Origin of the sequence: Campylobacter sp. W0014 (assembly GCF_020135975.1) — a bacterium.
Lineage (GTDB): Bacteria > Campylobacterota > Campylobacteria > Campylobacterales > Campylobacteraceae > Campylobacter_D.
This window is the reverse complement of record NZ_JACHTR010000004.1, coordinates 59,120-79,869: the sequence shown is the minus strand read 5'-3', so window position 1 is coordinate 79,869 and position 20,750 is coordinate 59,120. Positions and strand designations below refer to the sequence as shown.

Annotated in this window: 33 protein-coding genes and 1 tRNA gene; 27 read left to right on the top strand and 7 right to left on the bottom strand. The window is 29.0% G+C overall.

Translation table 11 applies throughout. The features are described from left to right. Positions 1 to 4: 4 nt before the first annotated feature. The 3 genes from H2277_RS02400 to H2277_RS02390 all read left to right on the top strand — a co-directional run bounded on the left by H2277_RS02400 (position 5) and on the right by H2277_RS02390 (position 1,161). Entirely contained in the window at positions 5 to 394 is a 390-nt protein-coding gene (locus H2277_RS02400; protein WP_337200799.1) for a D-Ala-D-Ala carboxypeptidase family metallohydrolase, read from the top strand. A gap of 232 nt (positions 395 to 626) precedes the next feature. Beyond that, positions 627 to 1,046: a hypothetical protein gene (locus H2277_RS02395; protein ID WP_337200815.1), complete on the top strand. Its 420-nt coding sequence runs from the start codon at positions 627 to 629 to the stop codon at positions 1,044 to 1,046. Further along, the gene (locus H2277_RS02390; RefSeq protein ID WP_337200798.1) at positions 943 to 1,161 is read left to right on the top strand and encodes a hypothetical protein; all 219 of its coding nucleotides are present in this window, start codon (positions 943 to 945) and stop codon (positions 1,159 to 1,161) included. The genes H2277_RS02395 and H2277_RS02390 overlap by 104 nt, the downstream gene beginning before the upstream one ends. Before the next feature lie 6 nt (positions 1,162 to 1,167). On the opposite strand, the gene H2277_RS02385 is transcribed toward H2277_RS02390, so the two are convergent. The 4 genes from H2277_RS02385 to H2277_RS02370 form a co-directional block, all read right to left on the bottom strand. Continuing rightward, positions 1,168 to 1,455, bottom strand: a complete 288-nt coding sequence (locus H2277_RS02385) for a hypothetical protein (RefSeq protein ID WP_337200797.1) — start codon at positions 1,453 to 1,455, stop codon at positions 1,168 to 1,170. Positions 1,456 to 1,548: 93 nt separating this feature from the next. Beyond that, positions 1,549 to 2,202, bottom strand: coding sequence for a DNA/RNA non-specific endonuclease (locus H2277_RS02380; RefSeq protein ID WP_337200796.1), 654 nt, complete (start codon positions 2,200 to 2,202; stop codon positions 1,549 to 1,551). Between the two features lie 5 nt (positions 2,203 to 2,207). Further along, positions 2,208 to 2,867 (bottom strand): S24/S26 family peptidase, encoded by a 660-nt coding sequence (locus H2277_RS02375; RefSeq protein WP_337200795.1) that lies wholly within the window; start codon positions 2,865 to 2,867, stop codon positions 2,208 to 2,210. A 243-nt stretch (positions 2,868 to 3,110) separates the two neighbouring features. Beyond that, complete coding sequence (locus tag H2277_RS02370) at positions 3,111 to 3,755, bottom strand: hypothetical protein (RefSeq protein ID WP_337200794.1); 645 nt, start codon at positions 3,753 to 3,755, stop codon at positions 3,111 to 3,113. Between the two features lie 174 nt (positions 3,756 to 3,929). On the opposite strand from H2277_RS02370, the gene H2277_RS02365 reads away from it, so the two are divergent. From H2277_RS02365 to H2277_RS02265, 21 genes are all read left to right on the top strand, one after another. Further along, entirely contained in the window at positions 3,930 to 4,478 is a 549-nt protein-coding gene (locus H2277_RS02365; RefSeq protein WP_337200793.1) for a hypothetical protein, read from the top strand. 388 nt (positions 4,479 to 4,866) lie between these two features. Then, the gene (locus H2277_RS02360; RefSeq protein ID WP_044261591.1) at positions 4,867 to 5,070 is read left to right on the top strand and encodes a hypothetical protein; all 204 of its coding nucleotides are present in this window, start codon (positions 4,867 to 4,869) and stop codon (positions 5,068 to 5,070) included. Next, positions 5,067 to 5,360: a hypothetical protein gene (locus H2277_RS02355; protein WP_044261589.1), complete on the top strand. Its 294-nt coding sequence runs from the start codon at positions 5,067 to 5,069 to the stop codon at positions 5,358 to 5,360. Before H2277_RS02360 ends, H2277_RS02355 begins: the two co-directional genes overlap by 4 nt. 50 nt (positions 5,361 to 5,410) lie before the next feature. Further along, positions 5,411 to 5,563 (top strand): hypothetical protein, encoded by a 153-nt coding sequence (locus H2277_RS02350; RefSeq protein ID WP_337200792.1) that lies wholly within the window; start codon positions 5,411 to 5,413, stop codon positions 5,561 to 5,563. A gap of 154 nt (positions 5,564 to 5,717) precedes the next feature. Further along, the gene (locus H2277_RS02345) at positions 5,718 to 6,452 is read left to right on the top strand and encodes a phage regulatory protein/antirepressor Ant (RefSeq protein WP_337200791.1); all 735 of its coding nucleotides are present in this window, start codon (positions 5,718 to 5,720) and stop codon (positions 6,450 to 6,452) included. 54 nt (positions 6,453 to 6,506) lie between these two features. After that, positions 6,507 to 7,262: a site-specific DNA-methyltransferase gene (locus H2277_RS02340; protein WP_337200790.1), complete on the top strand. Its 756-nt coding sequence runs from the start codon at positions 6,507 to 6,509 to the stop codon at positions 7,260 to 7,262. Between the two features lie 47 nt (positions 7,263 to 7,309). Further along, positions 7,310 to 7,687: a hypothetical protein gene (locus H2277_RS02335; RefSeq protein WP_337200789.1), complete on the top strand. Its 378-nt coding sequence runs from the start codon at positions 7,310 to 7,312 to the stop codon at positions 7,685 to 7,687. Positions 7,688 to 7,696: 9 nt separating this feature from the next. Beyond that, the gene (locus H2277_RS02330; protein WP_044261585.1) at positions 7,697 to 7,945 is read left to right on the top strand and encodes a hypothetical protein; all 249 of its coding nucleotides are present in this window, start codon (positions 7,697 to 7,699) and stop codon (positions 7,943 to 7,945) included. Further along, complete coding sequence (locus H2277_RS02325; RefSeq protein ID WP_002787283.1) at positions 7,926 to 8,156, top strand: hypothetical protein; 231 nt, start codon at positions 7,926 to 7,928, stop codon at positions 8,154 to 8,156. The genes H2277_RS02330 and H2277_RS02325 overlap by 20 nt, the downstream gene beginning before the upstream one ends. Before the next feature lie 4 nt (positions 8,157 to 8,160). After that, positions 8,161 to 8,562, top strand: coding sequence for a hypothetical protein (locus H2277_RS02320; protein ID WP_337200788.1), 402 nt, complete (start codon positions 8,161 to 8,163; stop codon positions 8,560 to 8,562). Positions 8,563 to 8,575: 13 nt separating this feature from the next. After that, the gene (locus H2277_RS02315) at positions 8,576 to 8,812 is read left to right on the top strand and encodes a hypothetical protein (RefSeq protein ID WP_052805367.1); all 237 of its coding nucleotides are present in this window, start codon (positions 8,576 to 8,578) and stop codon (positions 8,810 to 8,812) included. A 493-nt stretch (positions 8,813 to 9,305) separates the two neighbouring features. Beyond that, positions 9,306 to 9,530 carry a hypothetical protein gene (locus tag H2277_RS02310; RefSeq protein ID WP_044261582.1) on the top strand — a complete coding sequence of 75 codons (225 nt, stop codon included), beginning with the start codon at positions 9,306 to 9,308 and terminating at the stop codon, positions 9,528 to 9,530. A 467-nt stretch (positions 9,531 to 9,997) separates the two neighbouring features. Then, positions 9,998 to 10,234: a transcriptional regulator gene (locus tag H2277_RS02305; protein ID WP_337200787.1), complete on the top strand. Its 237-nt coding sequence runs from the start codon at positions 9,998 to 10,000 to the stop codon at positions 10,232 to 10,234. A gap of 147 nt (positions 10,235 to 10,381) precedes the next feature. Continuing rightward, the gene (locus H2277_RS02300; protein ID WP_337200786.1) at positions 10,382 to 10,684 is read left to right on the top strand and encodes a hypothetical protein; all 303 of its coding nucleotides are present in this window, start codon (positions 10,382 to 10,384) and stop codon (positions 10,682 to 10,684) included. Positions 10,685 to 10,767: 83 nt separating this feature from the next. Continuing rightward, positions 10,768 to 11,055 carry a hypothetical protein gene (locus H2277_RS02295; RefSeq protein ID WP_337200785.1) on the top strand — a complete coding sequence of 96 codons (288 nt, stop codon included), beginning with the start codon at positions 10,768 to 10,770 and terminating at the stop codon, positions 11,053 to 11,055. After that, a complete protein-coding gene (locus tag H2277_RS02290; RefSeq protein ID WP_337200784.1) occupies positions 11,013 to 11,774 on the top strand; it encodes a hypothetical protein in 762 nt (253 codons plus the stop codon). Before H2277_RS02295 ends, H2277_RS02290 begins: the two co-directional genes overlap by 43 nt. Before the next feature lie 9 nt (positions 11,775 to 11,783). Beyond that, positions 11,784 to 12,005, top strand: a complete 222-nt coding sequence (locus H2277_RS02285; RefSeq protein ID WP_337200783.1) for a hypothetical protein — start codon at positions 11,784 to 11,786, stop codon at positions 12,003 to 12,005. Continuing rightward, a complete protein-coding gene (locus tag H2277_RS02280) occupies positions 12,006 to 12,386 on the top strand; it encodes a hypothetical protein (RefSeq protein ID WP_337200782.1) in 381 nt (126 codons plus the stop codon). Positions 12,387 to 12,437: 51 nt separating this feature from the next. After that, the gene (locus tag H2277_RS02275) at positions 12,438 to 13,241 is read left to right on the top strand and encodes a DNA (cytosine-5-)-methyltransferase (RefSeq protein WP_337200781.1); all 804 of its coding nucleotides are present in this window, start codon (positions 12,438 to 12,440) and stop codon (positions 13,239 to 13,241) included. Between the two features lie 20 nt (positions 13,242 to 13,261). Then, on the top strand, positions 13,262 to 13,624 hold the full coding sequence (locus tag H2277_RS02270) for a hypothetical protein (RefSeq protein WP_337200780.1): 363 nt from the start codon (positions 13,262 to 13,264) through the stop codon (positions 13,622 to 13,624). Next, complete coding sequence (locus tag H2277_RS02265; RefSeq protein ID WP_337200779.1) at positions 13,617 to 13,856, top strand: helix-turn-helix domain-containing protein; 240 nt, start codon at positions 13,617 to 13,619, stop codon at positions 13,854 to 13,856. Before H2277_RS02270 ends, H2277_RS02265 begins: the two co-directional genes overlap by 8 nt. Here H2277_RS02265 and H2277_RS02260 read toward each other — a convergent pair. The 3 genes from H2277_RS02260 to H2277_RS02250 all read right to left on the bottom strand — a co-directional run bounded on the left by H2277_RS02260 (position 13,783) and on the right by H2277_RS02250 (position 15,644). Next, a complete protein-coding gene (locus tag H2277_RS02260) occupies positions 13,783 to 14,982 on the bottom strand; it encodes a tyrosine-type recombinase/integrase (protein ID WP_337200778.1) in 1,200 nt (399 codons plus the stop codon). The genes H2277_RS02265 and H2277_RS02260 overlap by 74 nt on opposite strands. 199 nt (positions 14,983 to 15,181) lie before the next feature. Next, positions 15,182 to 15,267 (bottom strand) — tRNA-Leu (locus H2277_RS02255). 29 nt (positions 15,268 to 15,296) lie between these two features. Beyond that, a complete protein-coding gene (locus H2277_RS02250; protein WP_337200777.1) occupies positions 15,297 to 15,644 on the bottom strand; it encodes a F0F1 ATP synthase subunit C in 348 nt (115 codons plus the stop codon). A gap of 233 nt (positions 15,645 to 15,877) precedes the next feature. On the opposite strand from H2277_RS02250, the gene H2277_RS02245 reads away from it, so the two are divergent. The 3 genes from H2277_RS02245 to pckA all read left to right on the top strand — a co-directional run bounded on the left by H2277_RS02245 (position 15,878) and on the right by pckA (position 20,747). Next, complete coding sequence (locus tag H2277_RS02245) at positions 15,878 to 17,227, top strand: sodium-dependent transporter (RefSeq protein ID WP_337200776.1); 1,350 nt, start codon at positions 15,878 to 15,880, stop codon at positions 17,225 to 17,227. Between the two features lie 156 nt (positions 17,228 to 17,383). Then, positions 17,384 to 19,162 carry a biotin/lipoyl-containing protein gene (locus H2277_RS02240; RefSeq protein WP_337200775.1) on the top strand — a complete coding sequence of 593 codons (1,779 nt, stop codon included), beginning with the start codon at positions 17,384 to 17,386 and terminating at the stop codon, positions 19,160 to 19,162. A gap of 10 nt (positions 19,163 to 19,172) precedes the next feature. Further along, positions 19,173 to 20,747 carry a phosphoenolpyruvate carboxykinase (ATP) gene (gene pckA, locus H2277_RS02235; protein ID WP_337200774.1) on the top strand — a complete coding sequence of 525 codons (1,575 nt, stop codon included), beginning with the start codon at positions 19,173 to 19,175 and terminating at the stop codon, positions 20,745 to 20,747. The last annotated feature ends 3 nt before the right edge of the window (positions 20,748 to 20,750 follow it).

Genomic DNA, 20,750 nt, shown 5'->3' with positions numbered 1-20,750 from the left:
TAAAATGAAAGAAAACAAATACTTTAAAGAAAGTGAATTTAAATGCAAATGCGGTAAATGTGAATTACCAAAAGGCGTTCCAAGTGATGAATTAGTTGATGTGCTTTGTGAGATCAGAGAGCATTACAACGCACCTATTATCATAAATAGCGGTTATCGTTGCAAAGAACACAATGCCAAAGTAGGTGGGGCTGCTAAAAGCCAACACACCATCGGCAGTGCGGCTGATTTTGTGGTTAAAGGTGTTAAAACTGAAGAAGTGCATCAATACGTTTTAGAAAAATATGGCAATAAACCTTTTGGAATTGCTATAAAACATAATTTTGAAAATCCTTTTGGTGGTTTTGTGCATATTGACACTAGAGGTAAAAAAGCCAGATGGACTTATCCATAATTTTTTAGAAAGGAGTAAAGAAGTTTAAAGCCAAAGGGAAATTATAGCTCCCCTTTTTAAAGGGGAATCAAATGTTAAGAACACTTGACTATAATTATACAAAGTAGTATAATTATAACTATAATTTTACTTGACACATAAATCACCGCCTTTCTGGGCGTGATTGATGCCAAAGGGTAGCCACCTTTGGCATCTACCCTTTGAAATTATACTTAAACTTCTTAAATATCAAATGTTTAACTTTTTATTTGGCAATGTAAAACTTTATATCGCTTTAGCTTTAATGGCTATTTTATCTGGTTATTTATATCTAAGACTTGATAGCACTAAGGTAAGATTAGAAAAAAGTCAAAACGATCTAGCTTTGGCTTTAGAAATTAATAAAAATAATCAAGCAAAAATTAAAGAACTTACCCAAAGACACGAGCTAGAACTCAAAGCCTTAAATGAAAGCAATAACCAAAAGAATCAGATCAAAGAAAGGATACATTATGTTAAAGAATATATCTACAAAAGCAATGAAAACAATCTTACTAAGCTTTTTAACGATGTCATTGATTGGTTGTGGGACGACAACACAACAAGTAGTAAGCAAAATACAAATTCAAAAGGTGAAAATTCCAAAAGAACTACTAACCCTAAGCCCCCTTGAAAAACCACAAGTAAAAAATGAACTTGATATTATAAATGCTTATTCTTTGCTTTTTTACAAATACAAGCAGTGTGAGATACAAATAAATAAGATTAAGGAGTTGAATGAGGATTAATCCTCATTACATCCATTCTAGAACTTCTGTTTTGTGTTTTTCATACTCGGCTTCGCTAATAACACCTTTTTCCTTTAGCCCTCTTAAAAATTCCAAATCTCTCATTTTAGACATTTTTTGTTCTCTTTTGTAAGGTTCTTTAACTGCGATGTATAAAATCCATACAAATATTCCTAAAAGAAAGGCACCAATACCCCACCATAAGCCACTCATATTTCTTTGTTTCGCATCGCTAGAGATATTAACAGCTGCCAAAATAGCGACAATAAAATAAGCCAAGCCTAAAAATTCCATTTTTACTCCTTTTAATTTAAATAATTTAAAAAAGCTTATTTTATTTTTATTTTTTTTAATTTACAATAAAACAATTTATGTCATTAAAAACGATTAAAATCTATCACAATCAACCTTATATTTTCTTATACTCTCATCATCGACTTTATGATTTGGCACTTGATAACATTCTTTAAAATTATCACCTTTTAAGATCTTGACATAATAGCTTGGAATAGCTATATTGTTTTTTATTCTTTGTGGATTATTATCATAATTGATTAAATTTAAAACTTCTAAACTTCCGAGTTTTAAAGCTAGTTGTCTTTCGCGTTTTTCAATCTTATTCCAAATCCTTTGGTTAATTTGTGGATTTTGTGGAGTAATATTGCTCATCAAAAAAGTGCTTCTTTGTGCTTGAGTTGTTTTTCTCATTGAAGCATTAGAAAGAGTGTGTCCTCTATCATAACCGCTGTTTTTATAATCACTCCATGTAGTGCGGTATTTTTTAGGAATATTTGTATCATCTTCAAAGCGTGGGCGTTTTTTGATTTGTTCGCCTTTTAAATTATCCGCTTCTAATCTATAAGCTACGGCTTTTGTCCCTTTGTAACCATAATCATAACAATTTAGATAATAGAATTTGTCTAAAACTTGCGAGCAATTTTGCATCGTAAAATACTTAGCAAACTCTTCGCTTGGTTTGTATTGATTATAATCAGCAAAAGCTAGAGTTGCTAGTAAGGATAAGATTATAAGTTTTTTCATTTGTTTTATACCCTTTCAATTTGATTTAAAAATATCTTTGCATTACAAGAACAAATTACCGCGCCTATAAATACATGATCTTTTAAAGCACTCTTCTTTACCTTTTTATCTCCAAAATTAAAATTATCGCTGCTAATAACTATATCATCATCGAAAGCATTTTTAAGAATGCGTTTGCAAAAAAGTTCATTATTGCTATTACGAAAAATTACTACATCGCCATTTCTTATTTTATCGAGTGAATTTCTAGTGGTATCTATGATGATAAAAGAGCCATTTTGTATAAAAGGTTCCATACTTTCACCATAAATTTTAATCATATCATATTGAGTTTTGTAAGGCACTCCTAAAACTTCAGTTAAAAAAGTTTTATCTACGTTGATAATTTGAAAATTTTCATTTTCATTTGCATTGCCAAATCCTGCGCTTGCGTAAATGTCAGGAAAATAACGTATTGAAATTGTATCTGTGGATTTTATATTATAGTTATTTTGTTTATTTTTAAGAGCGTTAAATTCAACCAAAGCAGAAGAGGAGATCTTTTTTCTTTGTCTCCAGCCTATAGCTGTGCTTCTTTCTCTGCCTAGTCTTTCTGCTACATCTTCTAAACTTTTTACATTAAAAAATAGTTTCATTTCTTTAACAAGATCTTTGTAATCATCCATAAGCTTACACCTTTAAAAATTTAAAAATAGCTTGACATATAAATAAAATAACTATATAATAACACCAATAAAATAAAAAAAATAAATCGTTGGTTAAAACATAAGCAATAAGTATGCCAAGTTTTAATTTAAACTTATATTATTTTAATTTAAAAGGCTGAAAAATGGAGTTTTGGTTTATACTTGCGTTTTTCTTTTTTGGGTGTTATATTTTGTTTGATTAAGGCACATAGGCCTTAAAAATTATTTTTTTTCTTGCTGAGGTTTATCTCCTCTAGTTTTTGGGATAATTGGACTAGTAGTTCCAGTTTGTGGGGTTGGCTTTACTATTTTTTCTTTATTATCTGACATAATTATTTCTCCTGTTACAATTTGTGTGCCACTTGCTATTATAGCAAAAAAAGATACAATAGCTCCAATAATAAGAGTGATGTAAATTTTATTGATATCTTCACTCATATTGTTAATGATTTTGTTGTTTTTATTAAAAGCATCTAATACAGAAGATATCATGGCATTAATTCCATTTGTATGTTCTAAATTGTCAGAATTTAATTTAGACATCTTTTCATACTGATCTTGTGGAAAAGCTATCATGTTATTACTTTTTAATGCAATTAAGGAAAAGAAGACAGAGTATCCTAAAGATGCAATTGAACCACCAAAGAGAATAATAACAAATATACTTATGTGGGTTATTTTGATATAACTATTAAGTATAGTAATATTGCCAGCTATTATAAGAGTGCAAAGCCACATGTATAATTTTATAGTTTGAAATTGCCCAGGAATTACACTTGTTAATTGAATATCCAAATCCTTTCTTTTGCTTTCAAGCTGTAGTTTCAAATTCTTTTCATAGTTTTCGTATGAAATATTTTCTTTCATTTTAGTTCCTTTTTAATGTTTTTAGAAATTGTATCATAAAAATATATAGCTAAAATATTTATTTTTATACTTGACATATAAATAAAATAACTATATAATAACACCAACAATTTAAAAAAGTTAATTGCAAATTGTTTTAAATTAAAAACAAAAGTTGCACTCAAAGGAAATAAAATGCGAATCATCCAATCAATATTATCTAGCATGAATAAGCTAGAGCCAATACCAACCACAACAGGTTATCAAAATAATGTTTTAGAACAAGATAAAGGGTTAAAAAATTTTTTATCTATATCTATAGATATGGTTTTACCTTTTTTTAAAAAGTTACGCAAAAAATCAGAAAATGAAAGATTACATCAAAAAAATAAAACTAGAACTATTTATATCAATGCAGTTTTAGCTCAAAGATTAGAATTGGTAGCTATTGCTTATGGTGTAACTAAAGAAGGAATATTGGAAGCTTGTGTTAAACGAATGTGGAAGTTTTATTATGTGGAAATTACAGGTCAGACTAAAGATGTCGTTGCTTTTGAGTTAGATGAAAAAATAGTTGAAGAATTAGAAGTAATAGCTATGAAAAAAGGAGTTAAAGATGTAAATAAGGCATTTGAAATGCTTATATGTAGTAGCGCAAATATGCTAAGCACTACTATATCAATAAGCTTTAAGAGTTATCAGCTTTTACCTTGGTCGAATTTAGATCAAGTAACACATGATTAGAATCAAATTCTTTTTTTGTGGTTTCACAAATAAGGTCTATGGCCAAAGAGAGGATTTGTTTTTGATCATCTCTTAAATAACGAAGATTGTTAATTTATTCAAATGCTTTATTGCCAAAATGCAGAAAGCAATCTTCAAGTAAAGAAATTCTTTGTTCGAGTTTGGCTATTTTTTGTTCTAAATTGTCCATTTTGATGGCTCCTTTGTTTTTTGTGTGAATTAAAGTGTAGTTAAAGGAGCCTTTAAAGTAGATAAAAAAGGTAGAAAATGCAAGATGTAATTTTAGCTTGTTTTTTTGTAGTAGGTTTTTTAACGGCTTTAGCGTTTAATCACTATAAAAAGGACAAATAAACCAGTCTTAAGAAATACCAAAACAAGGAGTTAGCAAATGATAGAAGCAAAATCAATTTTAGATGTTTTGAGTTTTAGAAAAACAGAAGAAAAAGAAGAACTTAGAAAATGTTTCAATTTTAGCGATGAAACATTTGAAAAAGCACTTAATTTTTTACATCAAAACGATGAGGTAAGCATAGAAGCGATTAGCGATGGACTTTTTGAAAAAACTATTATTTCTTTAAGGATGACAAAATGAAATTAGAAGAAAAAATCAAACAAATTTTAGATGTTAAAACCATAGTCGAGATAGAAAAGAAACTAGATCTTAAAGACAGAACCTTATACGTATGGCTTACTACTCCAACCAAGCGTAATTCAAAAGTAGAAATCGCACTTTTAAAACTTGGCATAAGAGATGATGAGAGATTGATTCAAAGAATTGAAGCTTTAAAGGATGAGTATAAAAAAAATGTAACTTTCAAGGAAGCTCACGAAAGAGCTATTACACAGATTAAAGCTTTACTAGAAGAAATTGAGGCAGCGTAAAAGCCTCATTAAGCACATTTTAAAGTGTGCTTAAAGGGTTTTTAATCAAGTTGCGTTTATCGCCAAAAGCTTATAAAGATTCTTCTACACTAGCTTTTAAAAAGCTAGTGCGTTCTTTTACTTATTACACTCCAGGGCGACGGCTGGGAAAGTGGGACTTAAAAAAGTCTTTGTTAATCGCCAAAATTCCAGAAGTTATTTAACTTCGAATGCAGGTCTTAAGTTTTGGCTTAGTGTTTAAATGGGGGCTTATGAGAATTCTCCTAATTTTTTTATTCCTTTAGTTAGTGTGTGCATTGCAAAATTCTTTAAATTTCTTTTTAAGCCTCCATTTAAACACTAAAAAGGAGATAAAAAATGAATTTAGAACTTTTTAAAAAAGATAAAAACAAAGAAATAAGCTTAACATCTTTAGAAATCGCAGAGCTTACAGGAAAAGAACACTTTAACGTTACAAGAGATATAGAAACTTACTTAGAAAAAGTGGTTGAAGGGGGTGTCTCCAAATTTGAGGACACCTACCAAAACCCACAAAATAAGCAGTTTTACAAGTGTTACCGCTTACCAAAAAGAGAAGTATTGATTTTAGTGAGTGGTTATAGTGTGGAGCTAAGAGCAAAAATAATCGATAGATTAGAATACTTAGAAAATGAAATCAAAAAACAAAATTTAAAAGTTCCACAAACTTACGCCGAAGCTTTACTAGAGGCCGGAAAATTTGCATTGGAAGCTCAAAGATTAGAGCTTGAAAACAAAACTTTAAAAGAAAAAGCCGAACAAAACGCACCCTTAATTCACTTTGCAAATCGCATAAAAGATAGCAATGATGCAATTTTAATAAGAGATTATGCAAAAATTTTACATGAAAAAAATCACTTAGAAATTGGAGAAAAAAGACTTTTTAAAATTTTACGTGAAAAAGGCTTTCTAATGAACGACAATAAACCTTACCAAAAATACATCGAACAAGGACTTTTTAAAGTAAGTGAAACCACTATAAGCACAATAAAAGGCGATCGCCTTGTAAGCACAACCAAGATAACAGGCAAGGGGCAAATCGCAGTATTAAAGTCCATTTTAAAAGCAGGTTAAAGAAACTTAGCTGTTTTTAAAACTGATGTGATGAAATAAAAAAAGGAAAATAGAATGTTTAAACCACAATTATATAACGATCATTTTCAAAATTTCAAAAGATACAATATACCCAAAGCACAGCTAGTCATTGCTGATATTCCTTATAACTTAGGAAACAACGCTTATGCATCAAGTCCTGAATGGTATATCAATGGGGATCATAAAAATGGAGAAAGCAAAAAAGCAAATAAAGCTTTTTTTGATACAGATAATGATTTTAGAGTAAGTGAATTCATGCATTTTTGTTCTAAAATGCTTATAAAAGAACCCAAAGAATGTGGTAAAAGTCCTTGTATGATTGTCTTTTGTTCTTTCGAGCAACAAGCTATGCTTATAGACGTAGCCAAAAAATATGGCTTTAATCATTATATAAATCTAGTCTTTAGAAAACAAAGCTCATCTCAAGTTTTAAAAGCAAATATGAGAATCGTTGGAAATTGTGAATATGCTTTAATCCTTTATAGGGAAAAATTGCCAAAATTTAACAACGACGGTAAGATGATTTATAATTGTATGGATTGGATCAAAGATGATGACATTCCAAAAATCCATCCTACACAAAAACCGGTAAAGCTTTTAGAAAGACTTATAAGTATTTTTACAGATACAGAAGATGTGGTTATCGATCCGTGTGCAGGTAGTGGAAGCACTCTTTTAGCTGCTGTGAATTTAAATAGAAAAGCATACGGCTTTGAGATTAAAAAAGAATTTTTCAAAAGTGCAAATGAGGTGATGTTTAAACACATAGAGAGAAGTTTATTTGCTTAAAAATTTTGATAAAATTAATTTTTGTAAAATTTGAAAAAAGTAAAATTATGGATAATTTAGAACATTTTGATATATGCGTCGGTCGTGTTTTTAAAATCTTACTTGAAAATTTTCCACTTAAGAGTGATATTGTAGTTTCAGATCTTATACTTGAAAAAAATACTACAGGCTTAGATAAAATATATTATCATAGTATTTTATACCTTGAAGAATTAGAACTTATAAAAATAGAAACAAAAACAATAAGTCCAAGTGCATTTTTAGGAGTTAGATTGAGTGCTAAAGGTTTAAGTGTATTAAGAGCCACACCAAAAAGTATCCAAAGTAGGGAAAGTTTAGCAGATAGGATTTTAAATTTTTCCCACAAAACGAATAATGAAATTTTAAAAAATACCATTAGTTATATTTTTGAGCTAATAAAATAAGGTTTAAATATGGATAAGAATTTAAAAAAAATCACAGAATTAAAAATAAAATGTAAAAATTGCGACACAAAAATCATTACAAAAATAGGCAATGTTATTAAAACTTGTCCGCAATGTGGAATAAAGTTTATAGATGAAAATTTAGGATATAATCCCTTTGAAATTTTAACTGAATTGTTCAAAAGTGTTACTAAAAATAAAAATGCAGAATTTTATTTTGTTTGTAAAAAGGAATGTGATGGAACAAGAAATCGCTAAGATAAAAAAGTTTAAATTAGAGTGCAAAAATTGTGAAACGCAAATCATTATAGATACTCACAATAGTATTAAAAATTGTCCTGTATGTGGATTGAAATTTTATGACAATTTAGAAAGTCCTTTTGAAAATTTACACGAACAAATTCTTTTAATCAATAAAAATAAGAATGTAAAAGTTTATTTTGTTTGCGAGGAAAAAGAAAAGAGGTGATATAATGCAAAGCAATATAGAAAAATTTGATTTTTATAGTGCAAAGGTATTAGCTATTTTACTCGAAAGCTTTCCTATAAAAAAAGATATTTATATTTTAAAAGACCTTATCAAGGATAGTGATGCAACCAAAGAAGATGTAAAATTTGTCTATGAAACGATTATAGCATTAAGAGATTTTGATTTTATAAGTTTTAATGAAGAGGTAAAAACTTTAGGATTTGAGTGTTTTTTTGGTGTAAGATTAACTCTTAAATCTTTAGAAATTTTAAAATCAATCCCAAAAACATTACAAAATAATAAAACTTTAGGTGATAAACTTAGAGATAGTATAAAATTAGCAGATGAAGAAGCTATAAAACAAAGTATAAGCTTAGCTTTTTCTTTGGCTAATAAGTTTTTCTAATCAAGGGGTAAAAATGACAGCGCAAGAAATTAAGGATTTTTGCAAGGAAAGAAATTTAACTTATAAAGAGTTAGCAGAGCTAATCGGCTTTGGAGAAGGTGCAGTAAAAAATGCCATTTCTACAGAAAAAATAAGTTTTCAAATGGCACACGCTATCAATATGCTTAAAAAAATTTTTGAACTAGAAGCAAAATTAGAAAAAGCAGAAGCTATCAAAAAAGACTTTAAAGCGTGGATTAACGAAAATTAATCCACAAAGTAAATTTAAATTACTTCTTTATCTACAAAAAATAAAAATAAATTATTATAACCTTGACAATTAGTAATTATTATGTTATAATTGTGTTATCAAAAGTAAAAATAAATTACTTTTGAAATAAAAGAAAGGAGTAAAACTAATGGAAGTTTTTATCTGTGTGATTAATTTAACGACCGCCATCGTTAAGTTGATTACGATTTATCTACTTTACAAAATGGTAAAAAGATAAGTCAAGGGGCTTAAAGCCCCACAGGTAAAAATAAGTTTTACTCCTACTTCAATTTTACAAAAGAAAGGTAAAAAATGGAAGTTTTAGACGTGATTTTGGACTTGATTATAGCAGTTTTACTTTTAATAGTTGTTTTTAAACTAAGGAGTAAAAAATGAGTAACGAACCATACCTAGAAAACGAAATAAAAGCTTTGAATGATAGTTAAAACTTAAGTATGTTTTGGTAGAATTTGTTTTTTGAGAAAGGTTTTAAATGACAGCACAGGAAATTAAGGAATTTTGCAAGGAAAATAATTTTACTTATAAAGATTTAGCACAAAAATTAGGCTGGAGTGAGCCGAGTTTAAGGGCTACTATTGCAAGTGGAAAGATTAGTGAGCAAACTTCCGCTGCTATAAATTTATTAAAAGAAACTATAGAACTTAAAAAACAACTTAAAGATTGGGAAACGATTAAAACTATTTTCAAGAATATTTAATTGTTAAATAACTTAACAAAAATTCTACCAAAACGCAAAAATAATTATCAATTTTAAGCATCAATTAATAAGATACTTTGTATAATTTAATTATAAATGTTAAGAAAATTAGCATTTATAAATATATAAAGAAAGGAGTAAGCATAATGCAAAGGTTAGATTTTTTAATCAAAGTCGCAATACTTGTTTATCTAATCTCAAAAATAATCCAAACTTGGATTTAACTAAGGGGCTTTTGCCCCACCTTTAACATTATGCCTACTCTTATTTTAGCATAAGGAGTTTAAAATGAGTGAAATTTTAGAAGTTTTACAGGTGGTTTTACTTGCTTATATAGCATTGATGATTAGTAAAGGAAATAAAAATGAGTAACGAACCATACCTAGAAAACGAAATAAAAGCTTTGAATGATAGTTAAAACTTAAGTATGTTTTGGTAGAATTTGTTTTTTGAGAAAAGGATAATTAATGGCAAAAAATGATAATCTTATCAAGAAAACCTGTAAAGAACTAGGACTTACCTATAAACAACTTGGAGAAAAGATTGGATATAGCGAAGCCACTTTAAATAAAAATGCTTCTACTGGTGAAATAAGCAAAACAATAGAAGTAGCCATTAATTTATATTTAGAGACCTTAGAGCTTAAGAAACAGCTTAAGCAATTTAATCTATTGAAAGAGATTATAAAGGATATTTCTAAATAATCACTTCTTTAATAAATAAATTTTCTACTAAAAACTTATAAAATATATAAAAATATATTGACTTTATTTCTTAAATAAGTTATAATTTATTATTAAAACATATTTGAGAAGCTTATCAAGTATCTATAAACCAAAAAAGGAAGTTAAATGCAACATCTAGAAAACGAAATAAAAGCTTTGAAATATCAGCTTTTAATAGAAAAACAAAAGCACAAAAAGACTAAGGCAAAGCTTTTTAAGCTTAAAAATATATCAGAAGAAAATTATGAGAGATTAAAAACAGAATTTGCTAAATACGATTTATTTGTTTTTAAAGATTTAGAGCTTTACCTATGGCTAGAAACAACCATAAAAGAATTGCAAACTAAAATCAAGCAAACAAATGAAGATTTAGGAAAGTTTGCTTTTGAACTCTTAGAATTTAGGCTTAACAAAAGAAAACAAATTTAACAACAAATCCCATTAAATAACAGTGTTTAGGACATTTTCACAAACCTTAAACACTTATTTAATGTCTAAAAAAAAGGAAATAAATGAGTTTTAAGCCCTTACAAAAAGACAATGATGCTTTGAGAAAAGCACAAATGGCAAAGGTTATAGAAAAATTAGCAATGCGTGGCTATGCACTTGTAAAGATAAGTAGCAATGGCTTTATAATGAAAAAAGGATTTGAAAAGGATATTTTATGCAATACAGCACAGGATACGATAGCTTCCACTTTGTTATCCCAAAAACAACCTTTTACAAATACCTTAAAAAGTGGGGATTGTTTGAAAAAATGCGAAGTACAACAAGAAACAAAAGTATCGATGAATTTGTAAAAGAAAAATTTAAAAGTCTAAAAACAAACGATAAACGTTATCCTTTTAAGGTGCGTTATATTAACTTAAAGCCAAGAAATAAAAGTCTTTCAAATACGATGATTATCCTTAATCACTCAAAAGATTGTTTTGAGTTATCTAAAAAGAATAAAAAATCAAAAGATTTTTATATAGAAGTTCAATTTAATGGGCTTTACCAACCAAGCAAACAAATAGAATCTGAGGTGTGGAAAATCCTAAGTAAAATGATCAAGCGATTTAAAGCTTATAGCGTAGATATCGCTTGTGATTTTGATGATAATTTAGCAGTATCTAAAGCAAGAGAATACGAACATGCTAACAGATTTAAAAAACTTAAAATCGATGGAGAGATTCACGCTTATAAAACAAGTATTTATGTCAATTCACCCAAAAGCAAATACTACAATCTAAAACGTGTTTTAATCTATGATAAATACGAAAAACAGACTTACTATCACAAAGAGAAATTAAAGCCAGAATTTACAAGATGGAAAAGATTGGAGCTAAGATTTAGGCTTAAAAATAAATTTTTAGATTGTATAGAAAGCGATGTCAATGAAGCCTTTGATTTTATGCAAGATTATTTAAGAATGATTGGAATTTGGCATTTTAATATAGAAGTGATATTAGAACAAACTAAATATTTAAATAATCCACGTTGGGCTAAGGTCTTCAAACCTTATGCTTTAGCAAGTTAAGGAGAAATGATGAAAACAAAAATTATTTTTAAAGGATTTTTAGAATGCGAACATTGCCATCTTGTCTTTGCTGTAAGTAATGGTTTTCATTTGCAAACTTGCACCGCAGAAGCAGGGCAAAGTGTAACTTTACAAGGAATGTGTCCTGCTTGCGATAATGAAATCGAAGCCGCTTTTAAAGTAGAAAAAATCACCAGAGAATTAAGCAAAACCTATACTATGAGGTGCTAAATGAGTGTAACGTGGATCTTAGAAGCTAATGATTTAGCAAAACTTGTTTTAGAGGGCGATTTAAATAAATGCTTAATTGATGTTCGAATAGTAGGACATGAAAAAGAAAGAAAACTTTGTTTTTTTTATAATAGTGCTTTTTTAATAGCTGAATTTCAAAGACAAAAAGAAAATATTTTAAAAAGACTAAGAGAACTTTATAAAACCAAACTAGACTTTTATAAGCGTATAGACTTTGTATTTTATGCTATAGAAGCTAAAAATATACAAGAAAGCAAAGCAAGAACAAAGGAAGAGCAAGAAGTCTTAGAACGTGGCATAGAAAAACTAGAAAATTTATTGAAAGGAATGCAAAATGGAAAAACTAGAACAAGAGCTTAACGAGCTTGAAAAACAAGGGGAATTTAACAAAGAAAACGAGGAGCTTTTAGAATGAGTGTTATTAATCACTTAGATTTATTTAGTGGTATTGGTGGTTTTGCTTTAGGTTTACAAATGGCAGATAATGAGTTATTTAAAACTTTATATTTTTGTGAATGCGATCCTTATTGTCAAAAAATCTTAAGACAAAATTTTAATCAAAGCTGTGTCTTTGAAGATGTTAAGTATCTTAATGAAAAAGATTTTAAGAATATAGAAATTGATTTAATTACAGCTGGTTTTCCTTGCCAAGATTTAAGTATAGCCGGACGGAAAAAAGGACTTAATGGAGAAAGGAGCGGATTATTTTATGAGGTTGTTAGAATCATCAAATTTACAAAACCAAAATTTATTTTGTTTGAAAATAGTTCAGAACTTATTCGGCGAGATAATATTAGAGAAGAATTTACAAAAGAGCTTCAAGCAATCGGGTATGATTGTTGGTGGCAAATACTATGTGCTAAGTCCTTTGGATACGCGCATAAAAGAGAACGAGCTTATATTATTTGTTGGAATAAAGAATATTTTTCTACCGACTCCCTTAGCATCGGACGCTTTTTGCATAAAGAATTTTTCTATTTCTACTCAAATGAAAAGCCACAAATGCCATCAAAAGAGATTATATCCTTATATAGCTTGTATAGAAAAAGAAGATATGAAAAAGATTATGAAATTGATTGTGTCGATATACGAACAGATGATGGGTTACCCAAAGTTTTGGACGCAATTAAGGCTTTAGGTAACGCTGTTATTCCTTTAATTGTAAAAATTTATGGCTTAACAATAAAGGAATGTTTATTTAGTATGGAAAAATAAAAATATAAAAAGGAAAAAACATGAAAGAATTTAATGAATATAAAAAAGCAAGACTGACTTTAGAAAAAGAGTTGGCAAATACAAGGGAGTTATTAGAACAAAGCATAAAAGAAATGCTACTTCTAAGAGATGATAAAGTTTTTACGCAAGGGGCAAAAGATGAGGTGTCAAAAATTATCGAAAAAAATTGGAAAATAACTGCTTCACTTGAAAAATCAAGTGATAATTTAGAGATCAAGATACTAGAACAAAGCACGAGCTATAATCGCTTTTGTTTCGGTGATGTTTTAGTATTGATTTCTAATTTTTTAGTTTATGAAGAGCAAAAAGCAATCATTGCAAAATTAGGTTTTGATTTAGAGAAAGGAGAAAAACATGATTAAACTTGATATTGGAGATTATTATACTAGAAAAGAAGTGGCAAAAATTTTAAATGTAAAAGAACCTATAGTTCATAAATATGCGAAACAAGGTAAATTTAGAGAGTTTAAGCAACATAGAAATTGTCCAGGATTATATCCAAAACAAGATATTGAAAATTTTATAAAAAAAGATTTCGGACTTGTCGATTTAAATCTGCAATCTCATTTAAATAATCTCCCCACCACTGCATAAGAATGGTTTTTTCTTTTAAATTTAAAGCATGGTTGTATGCGGCTTTAATCTTATTTTTTTCTACATGAGCTAAACATAGTTCTATAATATCGCTACTCATACCATGTTTATCTCTATTTTCATGTGCTAGAGTGCTAAACATAGCACGAAAACCATGCGGGGTAAAGTCATCATTTGAATACCCCATTCTTCTAAACATAGATCTAATTGTATTATCACTTATAATTTCACTTTTGCTTCTTAAGCTATAAAATAAATATCCAGTATCAACACTCATTTCTTTATATTTTTTAAGCATATATACACATTGAGAATTTAAAGGTATAGTATGTGCTCTTCTCATTTTCATATCCTCTTGCGGTATATACCACATGCCATTTTCTAGGTCAATATCTTCCCATTTTGAACTTCTTATACTAAAACTTCTTTGTGCTGTAAGTAGAGAAAACATGGCTGCAATTTTGACATTAATAAAACCTTTATAATTAACTATATCATTTACTAACGTTTTAATTTCTTTAATTTCTAAGATAGTGGCATGATTTTTACTTGCTTTATTTATAAGCAGATCTTTTCTATTTAAATTTACCATAGGATTATTTTTAATATATTCTTTCATTACTCCATATCTAAAAATTTCATTTAAAAGAGTAAAAAATTTATCCGCACCTTCTTTTATATTTTCTTTTCTAAATTTTTCAAAACTTTTTAAAATATCTTTGATTTGGAGTTTGTCTAATACAATATCTCCATAAATTCCAAAAGCAAATCTTCGTAAATAACTCATATAGCTTTTATAAGTTTTTTCGCTTAGTTCTAATTTTTTAAGCTCCATTTTTTCAAGTGCCAAATGTTTAAATGTGATGTCGGTTTTTTCATGTATGCTTTCATTATCTATTAGATTAATCTTTAATTTATCTTTTTGACTTCTTGCATTTGCAAGACTTAGAGTAGGGTATTCTCCTAAAGTTATCCTTTTGTATTTTAGAGTTTTAGGACATTTATAATTAAACATAAAAGTTTTTTTACCACTTGGGTAAATACAAAGAAGCAAATTATCAAAATCAGCAATATAGTATTTTTTATCTTTAGCTTTTAAAGCTTTTATTTTAGTATCATTTAGCACTTTTATTCCTTTAGGTCAATAAGGTCAATAATAAAATTTAATAAAGTCAATAACAAAGTCAATAAAAAATATTTGTAAAGTATAATAAATTAAAATAAATTAAAGATAATCCAAAATAATCCATCACTTATCAAAAGCCTATTTTATAGTAAGATAAAAAGAATTAAAAAAAATCAAAAGAAGTGAAAAATAAAATAAATGGTGCGGTTAGCGAGATTTGAACTCGCACACGCTGAGCGCACCACCCCCTCAAGATGGCGTGTCTACCAGTTCCACCATAACCGCACAAAAGCCCAAAATAGGGCTTTTATTTTTTAAGATGCAGGAATAAATTTTATAAAAGGGTTTGCATAAAGCGCTATAAGAGCAATAACAAGTGCATAAATTACTTGCGCTTCAATCATAGCTAAAGCAATAAACATTGTAGTCATTAATTTTGGTCCAAGACCCGGGTTTCTAGCTGTTCCTGCTATAGTTGCTGCAGCTGTATTTCCCATACCGATAGCGCCACCAAGTGCGGCAACACCTAATCCTAAACCGGCAGCTAAAACTGAAAAAGCTTTAATCCATGTATTCATAGCCTCTTGTTCTACCAAATTATTTGTTTCAGCTGCAAAAGCTACCGCTGAAAAAGCTAAAAATAGAAAAAATATTTTTTTCATAATAAAATACCTTTATATTATAAAATTTTTTATCTTAAATCTTTGAGATTAAATACTTTCGGCTTGCGTATCCCTACTTGATACCTAATTAAAGATTTAAATTAATTCCGAAATGCTATCATGTTTTATCTTTATTTTTATTGAAATAATTATGTAAATTTATATTCTTTCATAAAAGATTAAAACTTTTTTTGCTTTAATAAGCGTTTTAAAATATATTTTAAGGTTGTATTTTGAGCTCTAAATTTTCAAAAATAGGTTTTATTTTGGCTGTTGCAGGTTCGGCTGTAGGCTTGGGTAATGCATGGAAATTTCCAACTCTTGTAGGACAAAGTGGAGGATCTGCATTTATTTTGCTTTATATTATTTTAACTTTAGGGGTGGGTTTTGTTATTTTTTTAGCAGAATTAAGTATTGGAAAAATCAGCGAAAAAGATCCAGTTAATGCTTATAAAAAATTAGCGCCTAAATATAAAAAAGCTTGGTCTTTTGTAGGTTTTACCATGATAGGTTCAATTTTAATTGTATCTTTTTATGCTTTGGTGATCGGATGGGTGGTAAAATATGCTTATTTGAGCGTGATTGGACAATTGCCAAATAGCTTAGAGCTAAGCAAAATCGAATTTGAAAATCTTACTGCTCATGATTTTTTAAGTCAATTTATTTGCTTTACTTTAGTGTTTTTTGTTATTTTTTATATTGTTTCTAAAGGCATTAAAAATGGTATTGAAAGATGGAATGTTTGGATGATGCCTTCTTTGTTTATTTTATTAATTTTAATGCTTATTTATGCAATGAGTAAAGATGGATTTGTCTTAGCTTTAAAATTCCTTTTTATTCCTGATTTTCATAAAATCAATATTTCAAACACCCTTGAAGCTTTAGGGCTTGCCTTTTTTAGTTTATCTTTAGGGGTTGGAACTATTATCACTTATTCTGCAAGCTTGCCAGATCGAACTAATTTCATCACAAGTACTTTAAATATTATTTTTATCAATCTTTTGGCAGGGCTTTTAATGGGTCTTGTTGTTTTTACCTTTATTTTTGAATTTGGATATGATCCTAATCAACAAGGCCCAGGTTTTGTTTTTGTTTCCTTGGCTACTTTGTTTGAAAAACTTGGTTTAGTTGGACATATTTTTGGGGCAGCCTTTTTTATTTCTTTGGTGTTTGCCGGTATTACTTCAGCTGTTTCCATGATAGAACCTTCAGCTTTTTATTTGATTAATACCTTTAAAATGAGTCGCAAAAAAGCTTTAACTTTAATAGGTATTTTTGTATATATTTTGGGCATTTTATGTATTTTATCTTCTTTAGATGCTACGCAGTTTAAAATTTTAGGGATGAGTTTTTTTGATTTATTAGATAGTTTTTCTAGTAAGATTATTATGCCTTTGGGTGGAATTTTAATTGCAATTTTCGTTGGCTTTGTAATTAAAAAAGAAACTTTGGAAATTTTATTTAAACCTTATATGAGAGGTATATTTTTTAAAATTTGGTATATTTTTGTAAGATTTATATCACCTTTGGCAGTTTTGGTAGTTTTGGTAACAAAACTTATAGGATTTTATATACAATTTTAATTTATTGAGTAAAAATTTACTCAATAAATTCTTTTTTTTGCTTTTTAATCTGATTTTTTATATTAAATAATTTTTTATTTTATTATTGTTTATTATGTGTAGAATGTTATTATTTTCTTTGTATAATACATTGATATTAATGCCTAAGGAAAAAGCATGGCTAAAAAATTTATAGATGTAATGGATACGAGTTTTAGAGATGGCTTTCAATCAGTTTATGGAGCCAGAATTTCAACAAAAGATTTTTTACCTGCCTTGGAAGCTGCAAAAGAAGCAGGGATTAGTCATTTTGAATTTGGCGGTGGAGCTAGATTTCAAAGTTTATATTTTTATCTTAATGAAAATGCCTTTGATATGATGGATAAATTTCGTTCAGTTGTGGGTAAAAATGCTAATTTGCAAACCTTAGCAAGAGGAGTTAATACTGTTGCTCTAGATACTGGAAGCAGAGAGCTTGTGGAATTGCACGCAAAACTTTTTGCAAAGCACGGAACAACAACTATTCGAAATTTTGATGCTTTAAATGATATTAACAATCTTAAATTTAGCGCAGAATGCATTGTTAAATATGGATTAAAACATGAAATTTGTATCACTTTAATGGATTTACCTCCACGATGTCGTGGGGCTCATGATGTGCCGTTTTATGAGAAGATTTTGAAAGAAATTTTACTTTCAGAAATACCCTTTCATAGCATTTGTTTTAAAGATGCAAGTGGAACTTCAAATCCTAATAAAATTTATGAAACGATTAAAATGGCAAAAAGAATTTTGCCTTCAAATACCCATGTAAGACTTCATACTCATGAAACAGCTGGAGTGAGTGTGGTTTGTTATTTAGCAGCTTTAGAAGCAGGTGTTGACGGTATTGACTTAGCTGCGGCTCCTGTTAGCGGAGGCACTTCACAGCCTGATATCTTAACTATGATGCATGCGCTTAAAGGAAAAAATTATGATTTGGGTGGTTTGGATGAGGAGAAAATTTTAAAATATGAAGAAATTTTAAAAGATTGTCTTAAAGATTATTTTTTGCCTCCTGAAGCAGGTAAGGTTAATCCTTTAATTCCTTTTTCGCCTATGCCAGGCGGGGCTTTAACTGCCAATACGCAAATGATGAGAGATAATAATGTTTTAGATCGTTTTCCAGAGGTGATTAAGGCAATGCGTGAAGTTGTTGAAAAAGGTGGATTTGGCACTTCAGTAACTCCTGTTTCACAATTTTATTTTCAACAAGCTTTCAATAATGTCATGTTTGGTCCTTGGAAAAAAATTGCTGAAGGGTACGGTAAAATGGTTCTCGGTTATTTTGGAAAAACACCAGTTAAACCTGATGATGAAGTTGTAAAACTTGCAGCAGAGCAACTTAGATTAGAGCCAACAAAAGAATTAGCGATTGATTTAGCAGATAAAGATGAAACAAAAAGAATATCTTATTTTAAAAACATATTAGAAAAAGAAAATATTGAAGTAAATGATGAAAATATTTTTATCGTAGCAACGTGTAAAGAAAAAGGAATAAGTTTTTTAAAAGGAGAAGCTAAAATCAATATACGTAAAAACGATTCAACACCACCTAAGCAAAATATAGATGAAAATCATTTTACAGTAAAGGTTAATGGAAATAAATACTTTGTTGAAGTGAGTTCTGGGTTTGATGATAAAGTGGAAATTAAAAGTGTGAAAAAGGTGCAAAATAATACTCAAAACATTGATTCTAATCAAGGAATTCAAGCTCCAATTTCAGGTGCGCTTTTTAAAATTCATATCGATGAAAATTCTGAAGTTAAAAGTGGTCAAGTTGTAGCTGTTTTAGAAGCAATGAAAATGGAAATTGAAGTTAGCGCACCTAAAGATGGAGTGATTGAAAAGATCAATATAAAAGTAGGTGATAGTGTTAGTGAAGGTCAAATGATTGCGACTTATAAAAACAATTAAAGGATAAAAAATGAACAAAATAGAAAATTTGGGTTTAGAAAATACGGGTAGAATTTATCATAATTTAAGTTATGAAGAATTGTTTGAGCATGAAAATATTAATCAAGAAGGACAATGCACTCAAAGTGGTGCTTTTAGTGTTGATACGGGTATTTTTACCGGAAGAAGCCCAAAAGATAAATATTTTGTCAATCAGGAGCCTTCAAGTAAATATATAGCTTGGGGTAAGGTAAATCAAGCTATAACAAAAAATTTATTTGACAAACTTTTAAATAAAGCTAAAAAACAACTCAATGGAAAAGATATTTATGTGCAAGATGTTTTTTGTGGAGCTTCTTTAAAAAGTCGAAAAGCTGTAAGATTTGTAACTGAAGTGGCTTGGCAAGCCCATTTTGTAAAAAATATGTTTATTGAACCCAATCAAGTAGAATTAGAAAATTTTAATCCCGAATTTATTGTTTATAATGCTTGCAAATGCAGTAATGATGAGTTTAAAAAAGATGGATTAAATTCCGAAGTTTTTGTTTTGTTCAACATAGAGGAAAATGTTGCTGTTATTGGCGGAACTTGGTATGGTGGAGAAATGAAAAAGGGTATTTTTTCTATGATGAATTACTGGTTACCTCTTGAAAACAAACTTTCAATGCATTGTAGCGCTAATGTTGGAGAAAAAGGAGATGTGGCTTTATTTTTTGGATTAAGCGGAACTGGAAAAACAACTTTATCAACAGATCCTAATAGAAAACTAATCGGAGATGATGAGCATGGATGGGATGATGAGGGTGTGTTTAATTTTGAAGGGGGTTGTTATGCAAAAACTATTAATCTTGATCCTAAAAATGAGCCAGAAATCTATGCAGCCATTAAGAGAAATGCGCTTTTAGAAAATGTGGTTTTAAAAGAAGATAAAAGCGTTGATTATAGTGATGCAACCAAGACTGAAAATACAAGGGTATCTTACCCAATAAATCATATCAAAAATCATGAGCCAACTTTAAAAGCAGGGCATCCTAAAAATATTATTTTTCTAAGTGCGGATGCTTTTGGAGTTTTACCTCCTATTAGTAAATTAAGCAAAGAACAAGCCATGTATTATTTCTTAAGCGGATATACTGCAAAAGTAGCAGGAACAGAGCGTGGAATTACAGAGCCTCAAGCTACATTTTCAGCTTGTTTTGGTGAACCTTTTATGCCACTTCATCCTACTGTCTATGCGAGATTATTAGGAGAAAAAATTGATCAGTATAGCGTGAATGTTTTTTTAGTCAATACTGGTTGGACTGGTGGAAGCTATGGAGTAGGACAAAGAATGAGCATTAAGACTACTCGATCTTGCATTAATGCGATTTTGGATGGAAGTATTAATAACTGCGAATTTGAAAATTTTGAAGTATTTGATTTGGCTATCCCTAAAAACATTATAGGAATTGATAGTTTGCTTTTAAATCCTATTAATACTTGGAAAAACAAGGAAGAATATTGTTTAAAAAGAAATGAGCTTGCAAAAATGTTTATAGCAAATTTTAAACGCTATGAAGATGTTAAAGAGGGCTTAGAATTTAGTAAATTTGGTCCAAAGATTTAATGT